Origin of the sequence: Bacillus sp. Bos-x628 (assembly GCF_040500475.1) — a bacterium.
GTDB classification, from domain to species: Bacteria; Bacillota; Bacilli; order Bacillales; family Bacillaceae; genus Bacillus; species Bacillus maqinnsis.
This window is the reverse complement of the sequence record NZ_CP159358.1, coordinates 2,898,563-2,917,953: the sequence shown is the minus strand read 5'-3', so window position 1 is coordinate 2,917,953 and position 19,391 is coordinate 2,898,563. Positions and strand designations below refer to the sequence as shown.

Genomic DNA, 19,391 nt, shown 5'->3' with positions numbered 1-19,391 from the left:
ACATCACCCGTAAAATAAGAATTGATCCTTAAAATGCCCTGGCTCTGTGTGCTCTTGACCTGAAAATAAGATGCCTTCTCTCACTACAAATCCATTTGACGGGAAGATCAGCACACCATAGACAGCGATCCATTTTGTAGCTCGGGTCCTCACATTTGACAGCAGAAGCAAAACGACCAGCTCCACTTAGCAGTGGCATCGACCATAAGATCATGATATGGTCGCCTATTCATCGGGCAAAATTGCTCGGCTCTAACACGTGAAAAACGCTAGCTGTTATGAATAACATTGCAAATACATATGTAATTCCAACATACTGGATGCTTTCCTCCTTTCCCTTCTTTTGAGTATTACCCGAATGAAGGAGAAAACTACCCATTTTTCGTACATTTATATCCTTTATTTAAGACGCATCAGCCTAGATAAAGGTTTCATCCGCTTTTCAATAAAAAGAATGTTCTTTCATACAAACGCTTTCAATGCATGTATAATGAGAGAGAAGAAGAAGGAGGAAATGACATGATTCGATTTGCTGTAATAGGAACGAACTGGATTACAGATCGATTCTTACAGTCCGCTGAGGGAATGGACGATTTTACATGTACGGCCGTCTATTCACGATCTGCCGAAAAAGGTCAGGCTTTCGCACAAAAATACGGAATCAAAACGGTCTTTACAGACTTACATCAAATGGCAGCTAGTGATCAGTTTGACGCTGTATATATTGCTAGTCCAAATGCACTTCACCAAGAGCAAGCCATTTTGATGATGGAGCACAAAAAGCACGTTCTATGCGAAAAGCCTTTGGCCTCTCATCGAAAAGAAGCTGAACAGATGATTGCAACAGCTAAAAAGCATCAGGTTTGTTTGATGGAAGCAATGAAAACCACGTTTCTGCCAAACTTTATTCAAATCAAAAAACATCTTACCCAATTAGGTCCTGTTCGAAAAGTCGTGGCACATTACTGCAAATATTCCTCAAGATACAATGCCTATCGAAACGGTGACATCCCAAACGCCTTTAAGCCCGAACTGTCCAATGGCTCATTAATGGATATTGGAGTGTATCTCGTATATCCAATCATTTATTTATTCGGCCTGCCCAATCAAATGACAGCCGTTGGCTATAAACTTTCTTCCGGCGTAGATGGAAACGGCTCTTTACTTTTACAATATGACCAGCACCAAGCACTTCTTTTTCATTCTAAAATTTCGACATCTCATTTACCTGCTGAAATTCAAGGAGAAGATGCCACAATGGTAATTGATCAATTTCATCGCCCTTCCCGTATCAAAATCCATGATCGCCATGGGAATCAAAAGGACATCTCTCTCAAAGATGATCGGCCTGCCATGTATTATGAAATTGACCATTTTATTAAATGTATTCAACAAAAGAAGTGGCAGTCTTCCATTAATACCTTTGCCTTATCCGTCCAAACGATGTCAGTAATGGATGAGGCAAGACGACAAATGGGAATCGTTTATCCTGCTGACCGGGAAAAATAAAGCTCCTTTGTCAACAATGTGAAACACCTGACGCCGAAACGTCAGGTGCTTTCCAATCTTCCTCTTACATTTTAAATTGTTTGATGAGGTCTCGTAATTCTTCTGCCATCTGAGATAAAGTGGCGGATGAGGAACTGATCTCTTCCATTGATGCCAGTTGTTCCTCTGCGGAAGCCGCAATATCTTGGAAGCCTGCAGAATTTTCTCGTGAAAGTTCTTTAATTTGATTGACAGCATGTGAAATATCGTTCGAGCCACGAGAAAGCTCATTTGCCGATACGTTCATTTGTTTCATTTGTTCTGTCATTTCAGTTGTTTTATGGGTAATCTTCTCAAAACTCTCTTTTGTTTCATCTGTAATTTTTAATCCAGATTGAACTTCACCCGCTACACGCTTAAACATTTGCTGTGATTTTCCAATTTCTTCGACAATCTCGTTCGTCAGGCTTTCAATTTCTTTTGAAGAGCTGCCTGATTGCTCTGCCAGCTTGCGGACTTCTTCTGCAACAACAGAGAACCCTCTACCAGCTTCTCCTGCCCGTGCCGCTTCAATCGCTGCGTTTAAGGCAAGGAGGTTAGTCTGATCTGCAATCCCATTGATGACACCGAGAATATTGGTAATATCTTTTGACTTCTGCTCTAACCCTGCAATGACAAGCTCTGCCTCTTTGACTGCCTGTTCAATTGTCTGCATTTGACCTGCTGTTTTTTGCACGAGATCTCCACCTGCCTGAGCGGTACTGCTCGATTCGATAGACGATTCCGTCATATCAGATGTTGTTTGCACCATATGTGATAAGCCACGATCCATTTGATTCAATTGAGCTGAGCTTTTTTCAATCATATCATTTTGATGTTCAGTGCTGTTTGAGAACTGTTCAATAGATGATGTAATGTGCTCTGTCGCTTGGGCGGTTTGTCCCGCACTAGCTGTCAGTTCTTCAGATGAGGCGGCAACATTTTCAATTGAATTCTGCACTGCCTGAACCACTTGTCTCAGCTTGGCTGACATATCGTTAAAGCTATGAGCAAGCTTACCGATTTCATCGTGAGAACGAACCTCAATGTGCTGCGTGAGATCTCCCTGACTAATTTTCTCAGCCGATTCAGATAGCTCTATTAGTGGTTTTCGAATTGATTTGATTATAAAATAAATTGCGATTCCGCCTATCACAATGGCTGCGACAAGGATGATGATGGTCAAGTCAAGTACTGGCTTTGCTGCTTCTTTCACTTCATTGACATACATTGTTCCTCCCAGCTTCCAACCTGTGGTCTCATTGGTTGCAAAAAACATTTGCTTTGGCTGTCCATTGTATTCGTATTCAAAGCTGCCTTCTTTGGCGTTATACATTTGATTGATAAAATCACCAGTCAATTTCGTGCCGGCCTTTTCCGTTTTATGAGCAATATATCGTTTATTAGACGTGGAAATAAAGGCATAGCCCTCTTTACCAATCTTAATACTGTTCGTATCTTTCACGACTGTATTTAGACGCATATGGATACCAATGACACCAGAACCATCTGCTAACTGTTCTGATATTGTGATGAGCAGGTCATCAGATGATTTGTCCATAAAAGGATCTGAAATGATCACTTTCTGATCTCCCATCGATTGTTGAAACCATGGTTCATCCTTGGCACTCTTCGCATTGCTTTTGTTGATTTCGGAGTATTCAATTCGTTTACCATTTCGATCTGCAACAAACACTTCCACCACTTCTTTATCTGTTTTAGACAATTGCTCAAGTTTCATCTTCAGTAAATCTTTGTTCTTTGCTTTTAGTTCATCCTTTTTCACCGATTTCGATAAGTATGCAACCATATCAATCTTAGGCTTTACATCTTTATTGATGAGTTCATTTAATTGATTGACGCCATTTTCAGCACTAGACATAATTTCATCATTGAGTGAATCGGATGCCACTTTATAAGAACATGCTGCCAATACAAGAATCGGCACTAGGAGGATAGCTAAAAATGCAGTGATTAATTTCTTTGTCATCGTAAAATGCTTAAAAAAGTTGATTTTTTTCATTTTTCTGCTCCTTTAGATTTATGTTTTATGGTCTGACTTTTTTCATTCTTAGGTAATATGAATTATTTCTCAAAATAAAAATCTCAAAAAACCTCCAAAATAAGCATAAATACTTATTTACTCCAAATTATTCAAAAAGAAGCTCCCAGCTGGAGCTCTTTTCAATATGGCTTTATTCCACCTTAAATTTGCTAATTAAATCACGTAATTCTTCTGCCATGGAGGAGAGTGTTGCTGAGGATGAACTAATCTCTTCCATTGATGCTAATTGTTCTTCTGCAGAGGCTGCGATGTCTTGGATGTTCGCTGAGCTTTCACGTGACACTTCTGCAATCTCACGGACAGCTTCTGATACTTGTGAAGAGCCTTTTGAAAGCTGAACAACGGTTTGATTCATGATTTGTAGCTGATCTGAAATTTCTTTCGTCATTTCGAAAATATTGCGGAAGCTCACTCTCGTTTGTTCTGTGAAACTTAATCCTGATTGAACTTCACGATTCACTGCAGTGAACACTTCCTGTGATACATCAATGTCTTGAACGATTTCTTTGATCAAATTCTCAATTTCCTTTGCAGAACTTGCAGATTGAACAGCGAGTTTTCTCACCTCTTCTGCTACTACTGAGAAGCCTCGACCAGCTTCACCAGCTCTTGCTGCTTCTATTGCCGCATTTAGCGCAAGTAAATTCGTTTGGTCTGCAATTCCATTGATGACACCGAGAATGTGTGTAATGTCTTTCGATTTACTTTTCAGTTCACTAATGACATTCTCTGCTTTTTTCACTGATTGATCAATGACATTCATTTGAGAAGCGGTTTTTTCAACTAGCTGTCCGCCATCTCCTGCAATATCTGTTGATTTGATTGATGAAGCGGTAATGGATTGAGCAGACTCATTCATATGTTGGAGGCCTCGGTCCATTTCCTCTAACTCGACTGAGCTGGATTCAACTTTTTCATTTTGACTTTCATTTCCGCTAGAGAATTGTTCGATGGCTGATGTAATATGCTCTGTTGCTTTACTTGTTTGTCCTGCGCTGGCAGTCAATTCTTCTGATGAAGAAGCGACACTTTCTACTGAGGTTTGAACAGCACCAATGAGGGATCTTAATGAATCAATCATGGTATTAAAACCTTTTCCAACTTGTCCAATTTCGTCATTTGATTGGATCTGAAGTTTATCACGCAAATCACCATTGCTGACCTTTTGCGAGAAAATGACTAGTGTTGATAATCTTTTTGATATGGAGCGGACAATAAAGAAGATAAGGGTTCCTGCTACAATGAGTGTCACACTAAACACGATAATTGCAGTAATGAATACTGGCTTCGCTGCATCTTCTACTTCTGATACGAGCATCGTTCCACCGATTTTCCATCCTGTTAATTCATTGGTCACGTAAGCAACCTTTTTATCTATCCCTTTGAACGTGTAACTGCCGTTTCCTTGTTTGTTTTGATAAATAATATTTGCTAGACTCTCATTCACTTGACTTCCTGGTTTTTGATTTGGAGCTGCAAGAACTGTTTTGTCTTTTTCCATGATGAAGGCATAGCCTTTTTGTCCGATTTTGATTTCTTTTAGCTTTTGAAGCAGGCTGTCTATTTCCATATCCAGCCCGATAACTCCTGAACCATCTTTCATTTTTTCAGCGATGGTGATGACCATTTTACCAGTTGAAGCTGCTACATATGGCTTTGTGATGATTTGCTTGCCATTTTCGGCGTTCATTGCTTCTTGATACCAAGGTCTTTTTCTTGGGTCATAACCGTTAGGCATTTTTTGAACAGGATATTGCATAAACAGTCCCTTTTCAGAGCCTACATAGAAAGCAGCTACATCTTTTTGGTTAATTTTTCCATATTGCTCCAATTCTTTAATGATAGCGTTCCTATTTTTTTCTTGAAGGTTAGAAGCCTTAAGAGAATCCGCAAAAAGCGTGACAGCCTCCGCCTTGTTTCCGATATTCTCATTGATTAACGTATCAAACGCATTGACCTGACTCATTGCACTGCTCATAATCTGTTTATCTAGTTCTGTCTTCGATGTGAAAAACGCACTAATGGTTAAAGCGACTGTTGGCAGAATGAGGACCACCATAAAGGCAATCATTAATGTTTTTGAAATGGATGGCTTTTTGAACCATTGAATCATTTTTCCCACTTTTTCTTTCCCCCTTTTACTTCTCTAGGTTATTATCGGATGAAAGATACATTTTTAGAGACTGAAAATGATGATTAAAAATAAAAAAATACCCAGACAATTCTGGATATTTTTTCTGACTATGTTATTTCATTTTAAATTGACTTGTTCGCTCTTTTAACTCTTCTGCCATCTTTGCAAGTGTAACAGAAGATGAAGTGATTTCTTCCATTGATGCCAGTTGTTCTTCAGCAGAAGCCGCTATATCTTGTATGTTCGCTGCACTCTCTCTTGAGACTTGCCTGATCTCTTGCATCGCTTGTGAAACAAGCTTTGATCCAGTGGATAGATCAGCGGCTGTATCGTTTAATTGCGTGAGCTTTTTGGACATGCCCTCAGTTGCCTCATAAATGTTCTGGAAGCTTTTTTTGGCTTCCTCTGTCATACCCAGCCCTGCATTGACTTCTCGATTGACGGCTTTGAACATATCTTGTGATTTGGCAATTTCCATCACTATTTCCTGAATAAGCTTTTCAATCTCTTTCGCTGAGTCAGCAGATTGTACAGCTAGTTTTCTGACTTCGTCTGCAACAACTGAAAAGCCTCGGCCAGATTCACCAGCTCTTGCTGCTTCTATCGCAGCATTTAGCGCAAGCAAATTCGTTTGATCTGCAATTCCATTAATAACATTTAATATACTCGTAATATCTTTCGACTTGTATTCTAATTCTTTCACGACATTTTCAGCTTCTTGAACGGACGTATCGATATGTTTCATTTGGGTAGCAGCGCTCTCAACGATACGACTTCCTTTACCAGCAGCTTCGGTCGATTCAAGTGATACGGTTGCGATTTCTGATGAGGTTTTTGACATGCCTTGAAGACCTTCATTCATCGCCACAAGCTGATTGGTACTCGCTTCGACTTTCTCATTTTGAGCTTCGTTTCCATTTGAAAATTGTTCAATTGACATCGTAATATGCTCTGTTGCCTGACTCGTTTGACTTGCACTTGCTGTCAGTTCCTCAGAAGCTGAGGCAACATTGTCTACAGATTGTTGAACTGCACGAATTACTTCGCGGAGCGACTCACTCATCTTACTAAAGCTTCTTGTCAGATCGCCTATTTCATCCTTAGATTTTGTTGCAAGTGTTTCGGTTAAGTCACCTTCACTCACTTTGTTTGAGAAATCAACAAGCTTTCTAAGTCCAATTGTAATGGATCGAACGATGAAGAAGATTGCGACGCCACCAAGTATAAATGAAGTAATTAAAAGAATAATGGCAGAATTCCAAACTGGCTGTGCTGCTTCTTCCGTTTCAGATACATACATCGTTCCAGCAATTTTCCAACCTGTTAAATCATTCGTGACAAAAACGAGACGCTTTTGCTTTCCCTTATTCTCATAAGTAGCTGTGCCTTCTTTACTGCTATAAAGGATTGATGCAATATTTTTGGTAACTTGTGAGCCCGATTTCTCCTCTGGATGAGCCACAAATTGTTTATTTTTATTCGCAATAACCGGATATCCTTCTCGTCCTATCTTCATTTCCTTTATTTTATCGACAATGTCCTGAACGTCTATATCGATACCGATAGCACCTGAGCCATCCTTTAATCGTTGAGCGATGGTTACGACCATGCCCTTGGTTGTGGCAGAAATGTATGGATTGGTGACGATAGGCTTGCCTGTTTCATTCTGCATGGCTTGCTTATACCAATCTCGTGTGGTGGGGTCATAGCCTTTTGGCATTTTCACTTCAGGATACTGTACGAAATCGCCTTTATTACTTCCTATATAGAACCCGGCAACATCATCTTCATTGATTTTGCTATATATCTCAAAATGCTCATAAAGTTCATGTTTATTTTTCTTCTTTATAAGGTCTTTAGCAGATGACGTTTCGGTAAAAAGTTTCACTGCCTTTTCTTTGTTCAAAAGCTTTTGTTGAATCATGTCATTCAGGTCATTTACTCTTGCTTTCGCTCCAAACATCATTTCGTGATCTAATTCTTGTTTTGCAATCTGATATGAAATCGTACTAAGTGTGATGATTGGTAAGGCAAGAACAAGTGTAAATGAAATAATCAGCCTCTTTGAAATCGATGGTTTTTTCAACCATTTTATTACACTTTTCATGTTTTTCCTCCTTTTAGACGTTACGTTTTATATCGGACAGTTTCATATTATTTTCATATTTTCAAATAAAAAGGATGTCTTTTTGTTTATTTCCACAAATTGATTCCTTGCCCAAGCATCACGCATACGCTAATAAAAAAGGAGGCGCTTTTGATATGATTATCCTTTCAGGACAGCCAGTGACAAATGATCAACTCGCATCGTTTCAGCTAGAGGGACAGAAGCGGATCATTTTAATGCAATTGCAAGCCTCGAATGATACTTTTCGTTACAGGCAAGCATCTGATTTATTATTTGAAGTGACATTAAGATCGAACATTATGAATGCTGCAAGAGATTTGCATAAAAGTGGTGCCTCATTTGCCGTCTTTCAGCGATCTCGCGCAAATGAGACATTTTGGCGTGTCTCAGAGGCGGGAGCACTAGAATTACGCTATCAAGTCGAGCCATCCAGAGGCATAAAAGATATTTTTGAAAATGGGTCAAAATATGCCTTTGAATGCGCAACGGCCATTGTGATCATTTTTTATATGGGGGTACTGCAAACTATAGGAGATGAGAAGTTTAACCTGAGGTTGCGTACTTTAACGCTGTATGATTGGCATTATGATACATTGTCCATTTATACAGAACGAGGAAATGATTTTATTTATGGGGACTGTTTATATTTCGAAAATCCAGAGTTTAGCTATCAGCAGTCTCAATGGCGCGGGGAAAATGTCATCTACTTAGGAGAAGATCAATATTACGGGCATGGGCTTGGTATTTTAACCGCCGCAGAAATAATAGACAAATTAAACAGCAAAAGGCGCCCAGGTGCTGTTCAATCCGCTTATTTACTGCCGCAGACTACCCGAATGGATGTGATTTACTTAAGGCAAATGTTCGGAAGCTAAAAAAGGCCTCTTGTCTAATTGTGATGACAAGGGGCCTTTGTATGCCTTGCGTTTGTGATAAGCTTGGGAGTGTGCCAAGCATCGTGTTCGCTAGAATCTCCATTTTTTCTAGATCGTTTCTTGTGACCGGAGGGCCGTGCTGGCTCCGTTTCACGAATTAGTAGTGACGAATGGGGGAAAGGACGGCAGGAGAGTGCGGAAAATCATCAAATACAAATTCGATTTTGTCCTTTTTTCAATATGATTGTTTTAAGATGTCCATCATTTAAAATTGATGTCGGAGCAAGCTGATTCATCATGTCTTTTACGGTTAAGTTGGAGTAAATACGGTCAACGCCCTGTTCTTCAAACAACAGTGCTTCTTCTTTTGTTGCCACAGTTCCTATGAAGATAACCCAAATGTATAATGGGCACCTGCTCCTCCTGCCATTGGGGCTTGAATCATTTTATAATGAATTCTTAGTAAGGATTTCAGTTCCCCCATCTCTTACTCGTTTGGTGACACTTGTACATAAAAGTGGCGATGTCTCGGTCCGTCAAATTCACAGAAGTAAATTCCCTGCCATGTTCCAAGCACAAGATCACAGTTATTGATGAGAACATGCTGAGATGCGCCCATATAACTAGCCTTCATGTGAGAAGCTGTATTTCCCTCCATATGACGGTCCTTTGGGTGTTCCCATGGAAATACTTCATCAAGCCTACGTAGCATATCTCGTTTTACATCTGGATCAGCATTTTCATTGATGGTAATGCCTGCTGTTGTATGAGGACAGTAGACAATGACTGTACCATCCTTTACCCCCGTTTCTCGCACATATTGACGTACCTCGCGAGTAACGTCTATCATGTCATCGCGTCTGTCTGTTTGTAAATCAATTTTTTTCATATGAACTGCTCCTTTTTGTCGTTTCTTTCAAACCATACCTTTTTATGTGAAAAAAATCACTGACAATAGGCAGAAATGAATCCCCCATCTAAAGTTTATCAAGTAAAAAAACCTCGTCAACCGTACGAGGTTTATGAAAAATGAACTTTTTTCACTTCGATGGTACGAATATGATGGTCTTCTGCATCTACAATTTTAAACTCACAGCCCTCTTCCTCTATGACATCTCCAACGTCAAAATCAATTTTATGTGTCATCATCCAGCCGGCAATCGTATCGACATCATCATTCTCGATGGCTAAACCTAATAAATCGTTGACCTCATCTATCAATGCTTTTCCATCCATTACATAGTGGAAATCACCTTTTTTGACGATATGCGGTGTTTCATCTTGATCATATTCATCACGAATTTCGCCGACAATCTCCTCTAATATATCCTCTACTGTGACGAGTCCGGCTGTGCCACCATATTCATCCACAAGCACTGACATGTGAATCCGTTCTTTTTGCATGAGAATGAGTAATTCTTGAACAGGTGTGCTCTCAATCACCCGAATCACAGGACGCATCAAATCTTCAATTGACACTTCTTGATGCAGGAAGCTTGCTTTAAATACATCTTTGCTATTGATCACACCGACAACATGATCTTTGTCTTCTTTAATCACTGGATAGCGTGTGTACCTTTCATTCAACATATAATGGGTCACATCCTCAAGTGACTGCTCAATCTCTACAGCTGAAATTTCTGTACGAGGGATCATGATCTCTCGCGCCACTCGGTTATCGAATTCAAATATTTTATTTACATACTTGTATTCAGATTGGTTAATTTCACCCTTCTCATAGCTTTCAGACAATATCAGGCGCAATTCTTCCTCACTGATCGCCACTTCATGTTCTTTGACGGAGTGAAAACCAAATAATTTCACAATCCCACTTGCAGCACCATTCAGTGCTTTAATAAAAGGGTACATGATTTTATAGAAAAAAATCAGCGGTTTCGCTGTCATGAGACTGACGGCCTCTGCCTTTTGAATGGCAATGGTTTTAGGCGCCAGCTCACCTACTACAACATGTAAAAAGGTAATGAACACAAACGCCATGATAAAAGATAAGATGTCTGTCAATGCCGAATGAATCTCTAGCTTTTCAAAAAGGGGATGCAGGAAATGCTCAACGGTTGGCTCACCTAACCACCCTAAACCTAATGCCGTGATGGTAATGCCAAGTTGGCAGGCGGATAAGTATTCGTCGAGATTGGATATTAGCTTTTGAACATGAATGGCCCTCTTGTCACCGCTCTCAATGAGCTGGTTGATTTTTGAGCCTCTAATTTTTACAATCGCAAATTCAGTGACAACAAAGAATGCTGTCGCAGCAATGAGTAATATGACGAAAAATACATTTAAAATATACAAAAAAACCCTCACCTGTAATTGGTAAGGGCTCACCTCCTTGGCATCTATTAATCATTACGACCATTCAGGAAGATCATTACAAATCGAAGCAATTCAAACAGCGAAACAAGCGCCGCCGCTACATAAGTAAGTGCTGCAGCATTCAATACCTTATTTACGCCTCTTTCTTCACTACTTCTAATGATTCCTTCTGAAACAATCATATCTTTTGCACGAGAACTTGCGTTAAACTCAACAGGCAATGTCACAAGCTGAAAAAATACAGCTGCTGAGAACAAAATAATCCCAAGCCCGATTAAGTTAAGGCTGCCAAGCAATAATCCACCAAGGAAAAGAAGCGGGGCGACACCAGATGCAAAGTTCACTACAGGGAAGATTTTATGCCTCAAAACTAGCGCACCATAGGATTCCTGATGCTGCAAGGCATGTCCAACTTCGTGTGATGCCACTGAAATGGCCGAAATAGAGTGACCATAATACACAGGTTCAGATAAACGAACCACACGTTGCGTCGGATCGTAATGATCAGTCAAAGTTCCTCTTACCGGTTCAACAGGTACATCGTATAACCCGTTGCGATCTAAAATATATCGAGCGGTTTCAGCACCTGTTTTCATACTGGATGCTTCGACCTTTGAATACTTTTCAAAATTATTCTTCACTTTAAATTGTGCCCAAAACGACAATCCCAATGCGGCAAATGTTAGAAAATAAAAAAACAGCATGCTCATCAGCTTCCTTTTATTTTATATATTTATTTACAATTTTAATGACTTTTATGTTACGTGTACAGCAAAAAGCACTAGGTCTTTTTAAGTGGAATGACCACTCCAATGAAAAAGAAGAAAATCCCTAAACATGCCGTATAAAAAGTCATTGTGCCATACAACTCTTGAAAAAAGTTTACCCACGAGAATTCACTTGCGAAGTAATTCACAGCATTTAAATCAAACACGAATAAGATGACGGCGGATGACAACAAGTGTGCGCCGATAAAAAGAAGTATGGTCTTTTGAACGAATGACATTCGAACTCCCTCCTTCTCCCCTCTTATTTTAAGATATGGTGTCAGTTTCCATACATGACGAAGATGAAAAAACTTTTCATTAATCGGGCATACTGACATTAGTTGTCTTTGAAAGGAAGAGTTCAATGAAATCAAATCGTCTATTTATCGCTTGGCTGAGATGGCCTCTTTATCTTCGTATTGCCATCATCATTTGTTTCTTACTTCTCTTCTTTGGTCATTTGATTGTCTTACTTGAACCAAAGCAGTATCATACGATCTTTGACGGAATCTGGTGGGCATTAATTACTGTTTCTACTGTTGGGTACGGTGATTTTGTGCCGCAAACCATGGCTGGACGAGTTGCTGGGATGGCCCTTATTTTAATTGGAGCAAGCTTTGTCACAGCGTACTTCGCCACGCTTGCCGCAGCTGTATTTAGCAAGCAGCACCATTACGTAGAGGGGAAGGTGACCTTTAAGGGGAAAGGACACCTCATTATCATCGGCTGGAATGAGAAAACCAATAAACTGCTCCAATCCTTTCAAACCATTGATCCAGCGATGCCTATTGTCCTTATTGATGACTCTTTGAAAGAAGGACCACTTCTAGATAATGTCCATTTTATTAAAGGACATGGGACAGAAGATGCAACGCTTCGCAAGGCCAATATTATGGATGCAGATACATTGATGATTACCGCAGATCAACATGAAAATGAACTAACGGCAGATATGCAAAGTGTCTTAACCTTACTTGCAGCAAAAGGACTGAATCCTTCGTTATATTGTTTGATTGAAATATTAACAGACCGTTACGTAAAAAATGCTGAACGTGCTGGTGCAAATCAAGTCATTCACACTTCTGATGCGGTGAATCATTTAATGGTTGAGAATTTTCTTTTAAAGGAACAGCTTATGTCCTTAACGAAAAAGCGAAAAATGACGCTACATAAAAACGTCACCATCTTTCCTGTCCCATCTGCGTTAGCCGGTGAAACTTTTTTAACAGTGCTCCATCACTTCTTAGAACATCATGTGATCATTGTTGGCATACAAAAAAAAGAAGGACCCATGATGAATCCTCCTTTTGGATATGAGCTTCATCCAGAGGATGAGCTGATTTCCCTTTAAAGAAGTGCGTCTTCCAATTCCTTTACTAATGAAAAACCTATCTCCGCATAGACCTTTGAAACATCTCCATCTTTCTCTTTAGGTTCTTGGAATTGGTTAAATGATGCTCCTACATTGCCAACCATTGCATGGTCATCTAATTGATCCTGATACACATGCTTTAAGAGGAACGGATGCCCTATTTTGACAACAACGCCTGGTTGATCAAGCTGACCTTTCTCAGCTGTAAATGGAACCCTGAGAAACGTGTATCCTTCACGGTTATCAATTTTATAATCAAAATACCCGTGATCATAATCCCAATTCCCATTAATGACATAGCCGAGCGGCTTCATTATTTCTTCCAAATGGTAGAGTGAAAAGCTTTCGCCTGTCAGCTTGGATGGTACATGAATCATATGGAACCCTCCTTTTTTTATAGGGTTCGTTAAACCAAGGATTTCATACATCTGCCCCGTTTGATTTGGACATTGTTTCTAAAAGCAGCATCAATTAAGCTCTGTCCAGATAATTGACTGAATTCATACGCACTATCTGCACCTGCTGTATCTTTCACGACACTCTTTGGACAAATCCGGCCGACATTCCCAAAGTTGACGATGGCCTGCCCAGAAATTTCTTGAATATAGATGTGATTTGTTGTCATAAACCTTTCACCCTCCTCTATCTATTCTATGTACAATACGAGTGAAGGCTTAGACAGAACCATTAGAAAACAAAAAGGGCACACCCTTTTTCAAATAAAGGGTTGCCCTTTTGTTCTTATGATTGTTTTAGACGGCTTTCAAGCTCTGCCTTTTTCTCTTCAAAACCTGGTTTTCCTAATAAAGCAAACATGTTAACCTTATAAGCCTCTACGCCAGGCTGATCAAATGGATTCACACCCAATAGATAACCAGACATCGCACATGCTTTCTCGAAGAAATATACGAGATATCCGAATGTATAGGCATCCATTTCAGGAATCGTCACAATGAGATTCGGTACTTTTCCATCTGTATGGGCAAGCATTGTCCCTTCAAATGCCTTCTTATTCACGAAATCTACCGTTTTTCCTGCTAGATAGTTTAACCCATCTAGGTCTTGTTCTTCTGCTTCAATGACAAGTTCATGTCGAGGCTTGTCAACATTTACAATCGTTTCAAACAAGTCTCTTCTTCCCTCTTGGACATATTGCCCAAGTGAATGGAGGTCCGTTGAGAAGTTAGCAGATGAAGGGTAGATGCCTTTTTCGTCTTTTCCTTCACTTTCGCCGAATAATTGTTTCCACCATTCTGCGAAATACTGTAATCCTGGCTCATAATTAATCAGCATTTCAATGGTTCTGCCTTTATTATAAAGGACATTACGGACTACAGCATATTGGTAAGCAGCATTCTCTGACAGCTCAGAAGAAGAGAAGTCTTCGCTTGCTTTGGCAGCACCTTCCATCATTTGATCAATGTCTGCACCGCTCACAGCGATTGGCAATAGACCGACTGCCGTTAAGACTGAATAGCGTCCACCCACATCATCAGGGATGATAAATGATTCGTATCCTTCTTCGTTTGCTAATGTTTTCAGTGCACCACGCGCTTTGTCGGTCGTCGCATAAATACGTTTTTTCGCTTCTTCAGCACCATATTTCTCAATGAGGAGCTTTTTAAAGATGCGGAACGCAATGGCTGGCTCTGTTGTTGTTCCAGATTTTGAAATCACGTTGATCGAGAAATCTGCATCTTCCAGCAGATCCATCACATCTGTTAAATAAGAAGAGCTAATGTTGTTTCCAATGAAAATGATTTGCGGTGTCTTGCGTTTGCCTTTTGGTAAAGTGTTATAGAAAGAATGGTTCAAAAATTCAATCGCCGCACGTGCGCCGAGATAAGAGCCGCCGATTCCGACAACGAGCAGGACATCAGAGTCAGCCTTAATCTTTTCTGCACTTTTTTTAATGCGGGCAAATTCTTCGCGATCATATTGCTTCGGTAAGTCGATCCAGCCTAAATAATCACTGCCTGCACCCGTTTGCTCATGAAGATTATGATGGGCGACCTTCACAAAATCTTTTAAATATGTAAGTTCATGTTCTTGAAAGAAAGGTAACGCTTTCGAGTAGTCAAATTGAATATGTGTCATCGCTTGTAAGCCCTCCATTACGTTAGTTCTGTCCCTTTCACTTTAGCGGAACTGGCTATTGAAATCAAGTGATCGTCACTGCTACATCAAAAGCCGCTTCTCTTGATGAGAAGCGGCAAATGGCGTTATAAAGAAGCGTTCAAAATCGCAAGGACATCCTCTTTGTTTAGCTTTTTAAACTGACCAAATTCACCACGTGCCATTGCACGATCAGCGATTAAATCAATTTTTTCATCATTGATGTCATAATCAGCTAAACGGCTTGGTGCACCTAAGCTTTTCCAAAATGCTGACAGTTTATCAATACCTTCTAATCCTACTTCTTCATCTGATTTGCCTGCAGGATCCACATCAAATACACGCACAGCTAGTTGCTTAAAGCGAGCTGGGTTTTCTTGAATAACATGCTTCATCCAGTTCGGGAACAAGATCGCAAGTCCGCCTGCATGAGGGATATCATATACAGCAGATACAGCATGCTCAATATTATGAGATGCCCAGTCACCACGTGCACCCATTGAAAGCATTCCATTTAAAGCGATTGTACCAGTGAATAATATCGTTTCACGGAGCTCATAGTTCTCAAGATCGTTGATCAACTTCGGTGCAGTTTCAATCACTGTACGAAGGAGTCCTTCACACATACGATCTTGATACGGCGTGTTTTCCGTGTGGTGAAAATATTGTTCAAATACGTGTGACATCATATCCACCATTCCATAGATGGTATGGTTTTTTGGCACAGTGAATGTATTGACTGGATCAAGAATTGAGAATTTAGGGAATACTGCTGGACTTCCCCAGCCATACTTCTCATTTGTTTCCCAGTTTGTAATCACAGAGCCTGAGTTCATTTCAGAGCCTGTTGCTGCAAGGGTTAAGACCGTACCAAATGGAATGGCTTCCATTGGGATATGTTTTCTAGTCACAATATCCCAAGCATCTCCATCATACTTCGCACCAGCTGCGATGGCTTTTGTAGCATCAATCACACTTCCGCCACCTACTGCCAAAATAAAGTCGATGTTATTCTTTTTACACAGTTCAACACCTTTTCTTACAGTTGTTAAGCGCGGGTTAGGTTCAACTCCTGCAAGCTCAATGACAGTAGCACCTGATTCATTCAAGAGACGGGTCACTTGATCGTAAAGACCGTTTCGTTTTATGCTACCTCCACCATATACAAGCAATACGTTTTTTCCATAATGTTTGAGTTCATCTGAAAGGGCTGCAACTTCTCCCTTTCCAAAAATTAATTTTGTTGGGTTCCAATAAGTAAATCGATCCATTCGATCTCCTCCTCGGGCTACATTATGCGCCTCATTTATTCCAAAAGTAAAGTAATTTGCTTTATTCAATTTTTCTTATGCATAGTTTGGCTAAAAACCTGCAAAATATAAATGTATTGATGCTGTAGCGAAAGGAGGAATCACGATGAGCGCTATTCAGCGTATTGCCCTCGTGCTCACGATTATCGGTGCTATTAACTGGGGACTAATCGGCTTTTTTCAATTTGACTTAGTAGCAGCGATCTTTGGCGGTCAAGATTCTGCATTGTCGCGTATTATTTATGGTCTTGTTGGAATCGCAGGTCTTGTCAACCTTGGTCTATTGTTTAAGCCAAGTGAAGAAGTTGTTCGTGACGAGCCGAAACCAGAGGTTCGTTAATTGAAAAAGGCATAAAAAAAGCTGCCTCATCATGGCAGCCTAGGCACCGGTTTTATACGGTGCTTTTTTATTTCTTAATTAAGTCTTTACGGTTCGATTGCTCAATCCACTCTTCAAGTTTGTCTTTAAGTGTATTGAACCCTTGTGGTGCAGTAGTATCTTCTTTCACTTGCTGTGGTCTTTGTTTCTTTGGTTTGCTTTCCTTTCTTTCAGGTGCTTCTTGTGTTGCACGGATAGAAAGACTGATTTTACCAGCTTTTTCATCAACAGAAAGGACTTTCACTTGTACTTCATCACCAATTGAAAGGTGCTCGTTGATGTCTTTTACAAAGCCGTGTGTTACTTCTGAAATGTGCACAAGTCCTTGGGTTTCTTCATCTAATGCAACAAACGCACCATACGCTTGTAATCCTGTTACTTTACCAGTGTAAACACTGCCTACTTCAAACTTTGTCGCCATGATAACAACTCCTAAATAAATGTTTTAATAATCGTTTATACGCAATTAAAAACTATATCATAGAACGGACAGTTAAGCAAAATATTTTTTAAAGGAGTTTATTGTGCATTAAAAGGGGGAATACCTGAAAACAAGAATGCTTTCTAGTATTCCCCCCTAATTTGAAAGGCATGAATCCAGATGGATTGATGCCTTTTTTTATTTTAAAATGGCAGGTGTTTCTTGCTTTAGTTGTCGATTCTGTAGGAAACGCTGGATCCTTGAAAGTGACTCCTGAAGATGATCAAGTGACGAAGCGTACGAACAGCGAATATGCCCTTCACCACTTGGACCGAACACATTCCCTGGCACAACTGCTACTTTTTCGCTCAGCAGCAGTTCCTCAGCAAATTGTTCTGAGGACATGCCTGTGCTTTTTATGGACGGAAAGGCATAAAACGCTCCGTTTGGCTGATGACATGTCAGGCCCAGTTCATTGAGGGAGCCGACAAATAAATTACGGCGTCTTCTGTAGCTTTTTTTCATTTTCTCTACATCTTCAAGTCCATTTTTCAATGCTTCTTCTGCAGCGTATTGTGCCATGGCCGGGGCACACATCATTGAATATTGATGTATTTTCAGCATGGCATCGCGCAAGTCAGGTGGTGCTGCGACATACCCTAAGCGCCAGCCCGTCATCGCAAACCCTTTTGAGAAGCCTGAAATCAAGATGGTTCTTTCTTTCATGTCCTGAATAGCTGCAACGCTTGTAAAAGATTCATCATACGTCAGTTCTGCATAAATCTCATCTGTAATTATTAAGAGATCATGCTCTTTTGCAAATCGGGCAATGTCTTCAAGCTCTTCCTTCGTGTAGACAGAACCTGTTGGATTTGACGGAGAGCATAGTAAAATGGCTTTTGTCTTGGATGAAAGCTTTTTTTGAAAATCAGCAGAATCCGCTTTAAAATCCTTCTCAGCCGACGTACTTAAATAGACAGGCACCCCGCCTGCAAGTGTCGTTAAAGCTCCGTATGCAACAAAGCAAGGCTCTGGAATGATCACTTCATCTCCGCTGTTTAAAATCGCCCGAAAAGCTAAATCAAGGGCTTGGCTTCCACCCACTGTAATAATGAGTTCTTCTTCTGGACTGTAATCAACATGAAACCGCTTGTATAAATAGTGGCTTAGTTCTTTTCGAAGGGATAACAAGCCTGCATTTGCCGTATAGGAAGTCAACCCTTGTTCTAATGATAGAATACTCGCTTCCCTGACATTCCAAGCTGTTACGAAATCCGGCTCACCAACACCAAGGGAAATAACCCCTTCCATCGTTGCTGCCAGATCAAAGAATTTTCGAATACCTGACGGCTGAATGCTTTGTACCGTTTCAGATAGATAAGACTTTTTCATTTAAGGAGACACCACGATTCTTTTGTCATCGTCCCCTGTTTCAAACACTTTCCCATCATGTTTATATTTTTTCAAAATGAAGTGGGTGGTTGTTGATACAACGGAATCGAGTGTTGATAGTTTTTCTGAAACAAACCGAGCAATATCAGACATGGATCTTCCACGAATCACAACAGACAGATCATAAACACCTGACATTAAATAAACAGATTCCACTTCTTGAAATCGGTAAATTCGTTCTGCAATTTCATCAAAGCCAACGCCTCTTTTAGGTGTTACTTTGACATCAATCATAGCTGTGACGCCTTCATGTCCGTCTACTTTTCGCCAATCAATCATAGTCGAATAATCTATGATGACCTTTTGATCTTCTAGCTTTTGAATAATGGCTTCGGCTTCTTCTGTGGTCACGCCCGCCATTTTAGCAATCGTATTTAAATCGGCGCGACTGTTTTCATCTAAAATCTCTAATATTTCCGTTTCTTTTTCTGTTAGTTTCATTTGATTTCACACCTCTAAATGTAAAAAGCTAGTTTTAAAAAATCTTCTGAACATTATAGCACGTTTTTCCC

General features: G+C 40.1%; 20 protein-coding genes and 1 pseudogene. 4 read left to right on the top strand and 17 right to left on the bottom strand.

Translation table 11 applies throughout. From position 1 onward, the window contains the following. Window positions 1-3: 3 nt before the first annotated feature. A complete protein-coding gene (locus tag ABVJ71_RS14985; protein ID WP_353854728.1) occupies window positions 4-153 on the bottom strand; it encodes a hypothetical protein in 150 nt (49 codons plus the stop codon). 366 nt (window positions 154-519) lie between these two features. Between ABVJ71_RS14985 and ABVJ71_RS14980 the strand changes: the two genes are divergently transcribed. Continuing rightward, entirely contained in the window at window positions 520-1,509 is a 990-nt protein-coding gene (locus ABVJ71_RS14980) for a Gfo/Idh/MocA family oxidoreductase (RefSeq protein ID WP_353854727.1), read from the top strand. A 64-nt stretch (window positions 1,510-1,573) separates the two neighbouring features. On the opposite strand, the gene ABVJ71_RS14975 is transcribed toward ABVJ71_RS14980, so the two are convergent. The 3 genes from ABVJ71_RS14975 to ABVJ71_RS14965 all read right to left on the bottom strand — a co-directional run bounded on the left by ABVJ71_RS14975 (window position 1,574) and on the right by ABVJ71_RS14965 (window position 7,833). Then, a complete protein-coding gene (locus ABVJ71_RS14975; protein WP_353854726.1) occupies window positions 1,574-3,550 on the bottom strand; it encodes a methyl-accepting chemotaxis protein in 1,977 nt (658 codons plus the stop codon). 172 nt (window positions 3,551-3,722) lie between these two features. Next, complete coding sequence (locus ABVJ71_RS14970; RefSeq protein ID WP_353854725.1) at window positions 3,723-5,714, bottom strand: methyl-accepting chemotaxis protein; 1,992 nt, start codon at window positions 5,712-5,714, stop codon at window positions 3,723-3,725. A 124-nt stretch (window positions 5,715-5,838) separates the two neighbouring features. Next, window positions 5,839-7,833: a methyl-accepting chemotaxis protein gene (locus tag ABVJ71_RS14965; protein WP_353854724.1), complete on the bottom strand. Its 1,995-nt coding sequence runs from the start codon at window positions 7,831-7,833 to the stop codon at window positions 5,839-5,841. A 155-nt stretch (window positions 7,834-7,988) separates the two neighbouring features. Here ABVJ71_RS14965 and ABVJ71_RS14960 point away from each other — a divergent pair, with 155 nt between their 5' ends. Further along, window positions 7,989-8,729 (top strand): protein-glutamine gamma-glutamyltransferase, encoded by a 741-nt coding sequence (locus ABVJ71_RS14960; protein ID WP_353854723.1) that lies wholly within the window; start codon window positions 7,989-7,991, stop codon window positions 8,727-8,729. Here the strand turns inward: ABVJ71_RS14960 and ABVJ71_RS14955 are convergent. The 6 genes and pseudogenes from ABVJ71_RS14955 to ABVJ71_RS14930 form a co-directional block, all read right to left on the bottom strand. Beyond that, window positions 8,706-8,952: pseudogene (locus ABVJ71_RS14955) on the bottom strand (hypothetical protein). The gene ABVJ71_RS14960 and the pseudogene ABVJ71_RS14955 overlap by 24 nt on opposite strands. After that, window positions 8,936-9,106 (bottom strand): hypothetical protein, encoded by a 171-nt coding sequence (locus ABVJ71_RS14950; protein ID WP_353854722.1) that lies wholly within the window; start codon window positions 9,104-9,106, stop codon window positions 8,936-8,938. The pseudogene ABVJ71_RS14955 and the gene ABVJ71_RS14950 overlap by 17 nt, the downstream one beginning before the upstream one ends. A 110-nt stretch (window positions 9,107-9,216) precedes the next feature. Continuing rightward, window positions 9,217-9,618: a secondary thiamine-phosphate synthase enzyme YjbQ gene (locus tag ABVJ71_RS14945; RefSeq protein WP_353854721.1), complete on the bottom strand. Its 402-nt coding sequence runs from the start codon at window positions 9,616-9,618 to the stop codon at window positions 9,217-9,219. A gap of 131 nt (window positions 9,619-9,749) precedes the next feature. Beyond that, window positions 9,750-11,042, bottom strand: a complete 1,293-nt coding sequence (locus tag ABVJ71_RS14940; protein WP_353854720.1) for a hemolysin family protein — start codon at window positions 11,040-11,042, stop codon at window positions 9,750-9,752. Between the two features lie 47 nt (window positions 11,043-11,089). Next, complete coding sequence (locus ABVJ71_RS14935; RefSeq protein WP_353856708.1) at window positions 11,090-11,764, bottom strand: zinc metallopeptidase; 675 nt, start codon at window positions 11,762-11,764, stop codon at window positions 11,090-11,092. Window positions 11,765-11,844: 80 nt separating this feature from the next. Continuing rightward, window positions 11,845-12,069 (bottom strand): hypothetical protein, encoded by a 225-nt coding sequence (locus ABVJ71_RS14930; RefSeq protein WP_353854719.1) that lies wholly within the window; start codon window positions 12,067-12,069, stop codon window positions 11,845-11,847. 125 nt (window positions 12,070-12,194) lie between these two features. On the opposite strand from ABVJ71_RS14930, the gene ABVJ71_RS14925 reads away from it, so the two are divergent. Next, a complete protein-coding gene (locus ABVJ71_RS14925; protein ID WP_353854718.1) occupies window positions 12,195-13,181 on the top strand; it encodes an ion channel in 987 nt (328 codons plus the stop codon). Here the strand turns inward: ABVJ71_RS14925 and ABVJ71_RS14920 are convergent. The 4 genes from ABVJ71_RS14920 to ABVJ71_RS14905 all read right to left on the bottom strand — a co-directional run bounded on the left by ABVJ71_RS14920 (window position 13,178) and on the right by ABVJ71_RS14905 (window position 16,588). Continuing rightward, window positions 13,178-13,579, bottom strand: a complete 402-nt coding sequence (locus tag ABVJ71_RS14920; RefSeq protein ID WP_353854717.1) for a YugN-like family protein — start codon at window positions 13,577-13,579, stop codon at window positions 13,178-13,180. The genes ABVJ71_RS14925 and ABVJ71_RS14920 overlap by 4 nt on opposite strands. Before the next feature lie 29 nt (window positions 13,580-13,608). After that, window positions 13,609-13,827 (bottom strand): spore germination protein, encoded by a 219-nt coding sequence (locus ABVJ71_RS14915; RefSeq protein ID WP_353854716.1) that lies wholly within the window; start codon window positions 13,825-13,827, stop codon window positions 13,609-13,611. A gap of 116 nt (window positions 13,828-13,943) precedes the next feature. After that, entirely contained in the window at window positions 13,944-15,299 is a 1,356-nt protein-coding gene (locus ABVJ71_RS14910) for a glucose-6-phosphate isomerase (RefSeq protein WP_353854715.1), read from the bottom strand. A 125-nt stretch (window positions 15,300-15,424) separates the two neighbouring features. Next, entirely contained in the window at window positions 15,425-16,588 is a 1,164-nt protein-coding gene (locus tag ABVJ71_RS14905) for an iron-containing alcohol dehydrogenase (RefSeq protein ID WP_353854714.1), read from the bottom strand. Between the two features lie 145 nt (window positions 16,589-16,733). On the opposite strand from ABVJ71_RS14905, the gene ABVJ71_RS14900 reads away from it, so the two are divergent. Continuing rightward, window positions 16,734-16,967, top strand: a complete 234-nt coding sequence (locus tag ABVJ71_RS14900) for a DUF378 domain-containing protein (protein WP_353854713.1) — start codon at window positions 16,734-16,736, stop codon at window positions 16,965-16,967. Window positions 16,968-17,034: 67 nt separating this feature from the next. Here the strand turns inward: ABVJ71_RS14900 and yugI are convergent, their stop codons facing one another. The 3 genes from yugI to ABVJ71_RS14885 form a co-directional block, all read right to left on the bottom strand. After that, window positions 17,035-17,427 carry a S1 domain-containing post-transcriptional regulator GSP13 gene (gene yugI / locus ABVJ71_RS14895; RefSeq protein WP_353854712.1) on the bottom strand — a complete coding sequence of 131 codons (393 nt, stop codon included), beginning with the start codon at window positions 17,425-17,427 and terminating at the stop codon, window positions 17,035-17,037. Between the two features lie 198 nt (window positions 17,428-17,625). Continuing rightward, on the bottom strand, window positions 17,626-18,819 hold the full coding sequence (locus ABVJ71_RS14890) for an aminotransferase (protein ID WP_353854711.1): 1,194 nt from the start codon (window positions 18,817-18,819) through the stop codon (window positions 17,626-17,628). Next, window positions 18,820-19,320 (bottom strand): Lrp/AsnC family transcriptional regulator, encoded by a 501-nt coding sequence (locus ABVJ71_RS14885; RefSeq protein WP_353854710.1) that lies wholly within the window; start codon window positions 19,318-19,320, stop codon window positions 18,820-18,822. Between the last annotated feature and the right edge of the window lie 71 nt (window positions 19,321-19,391).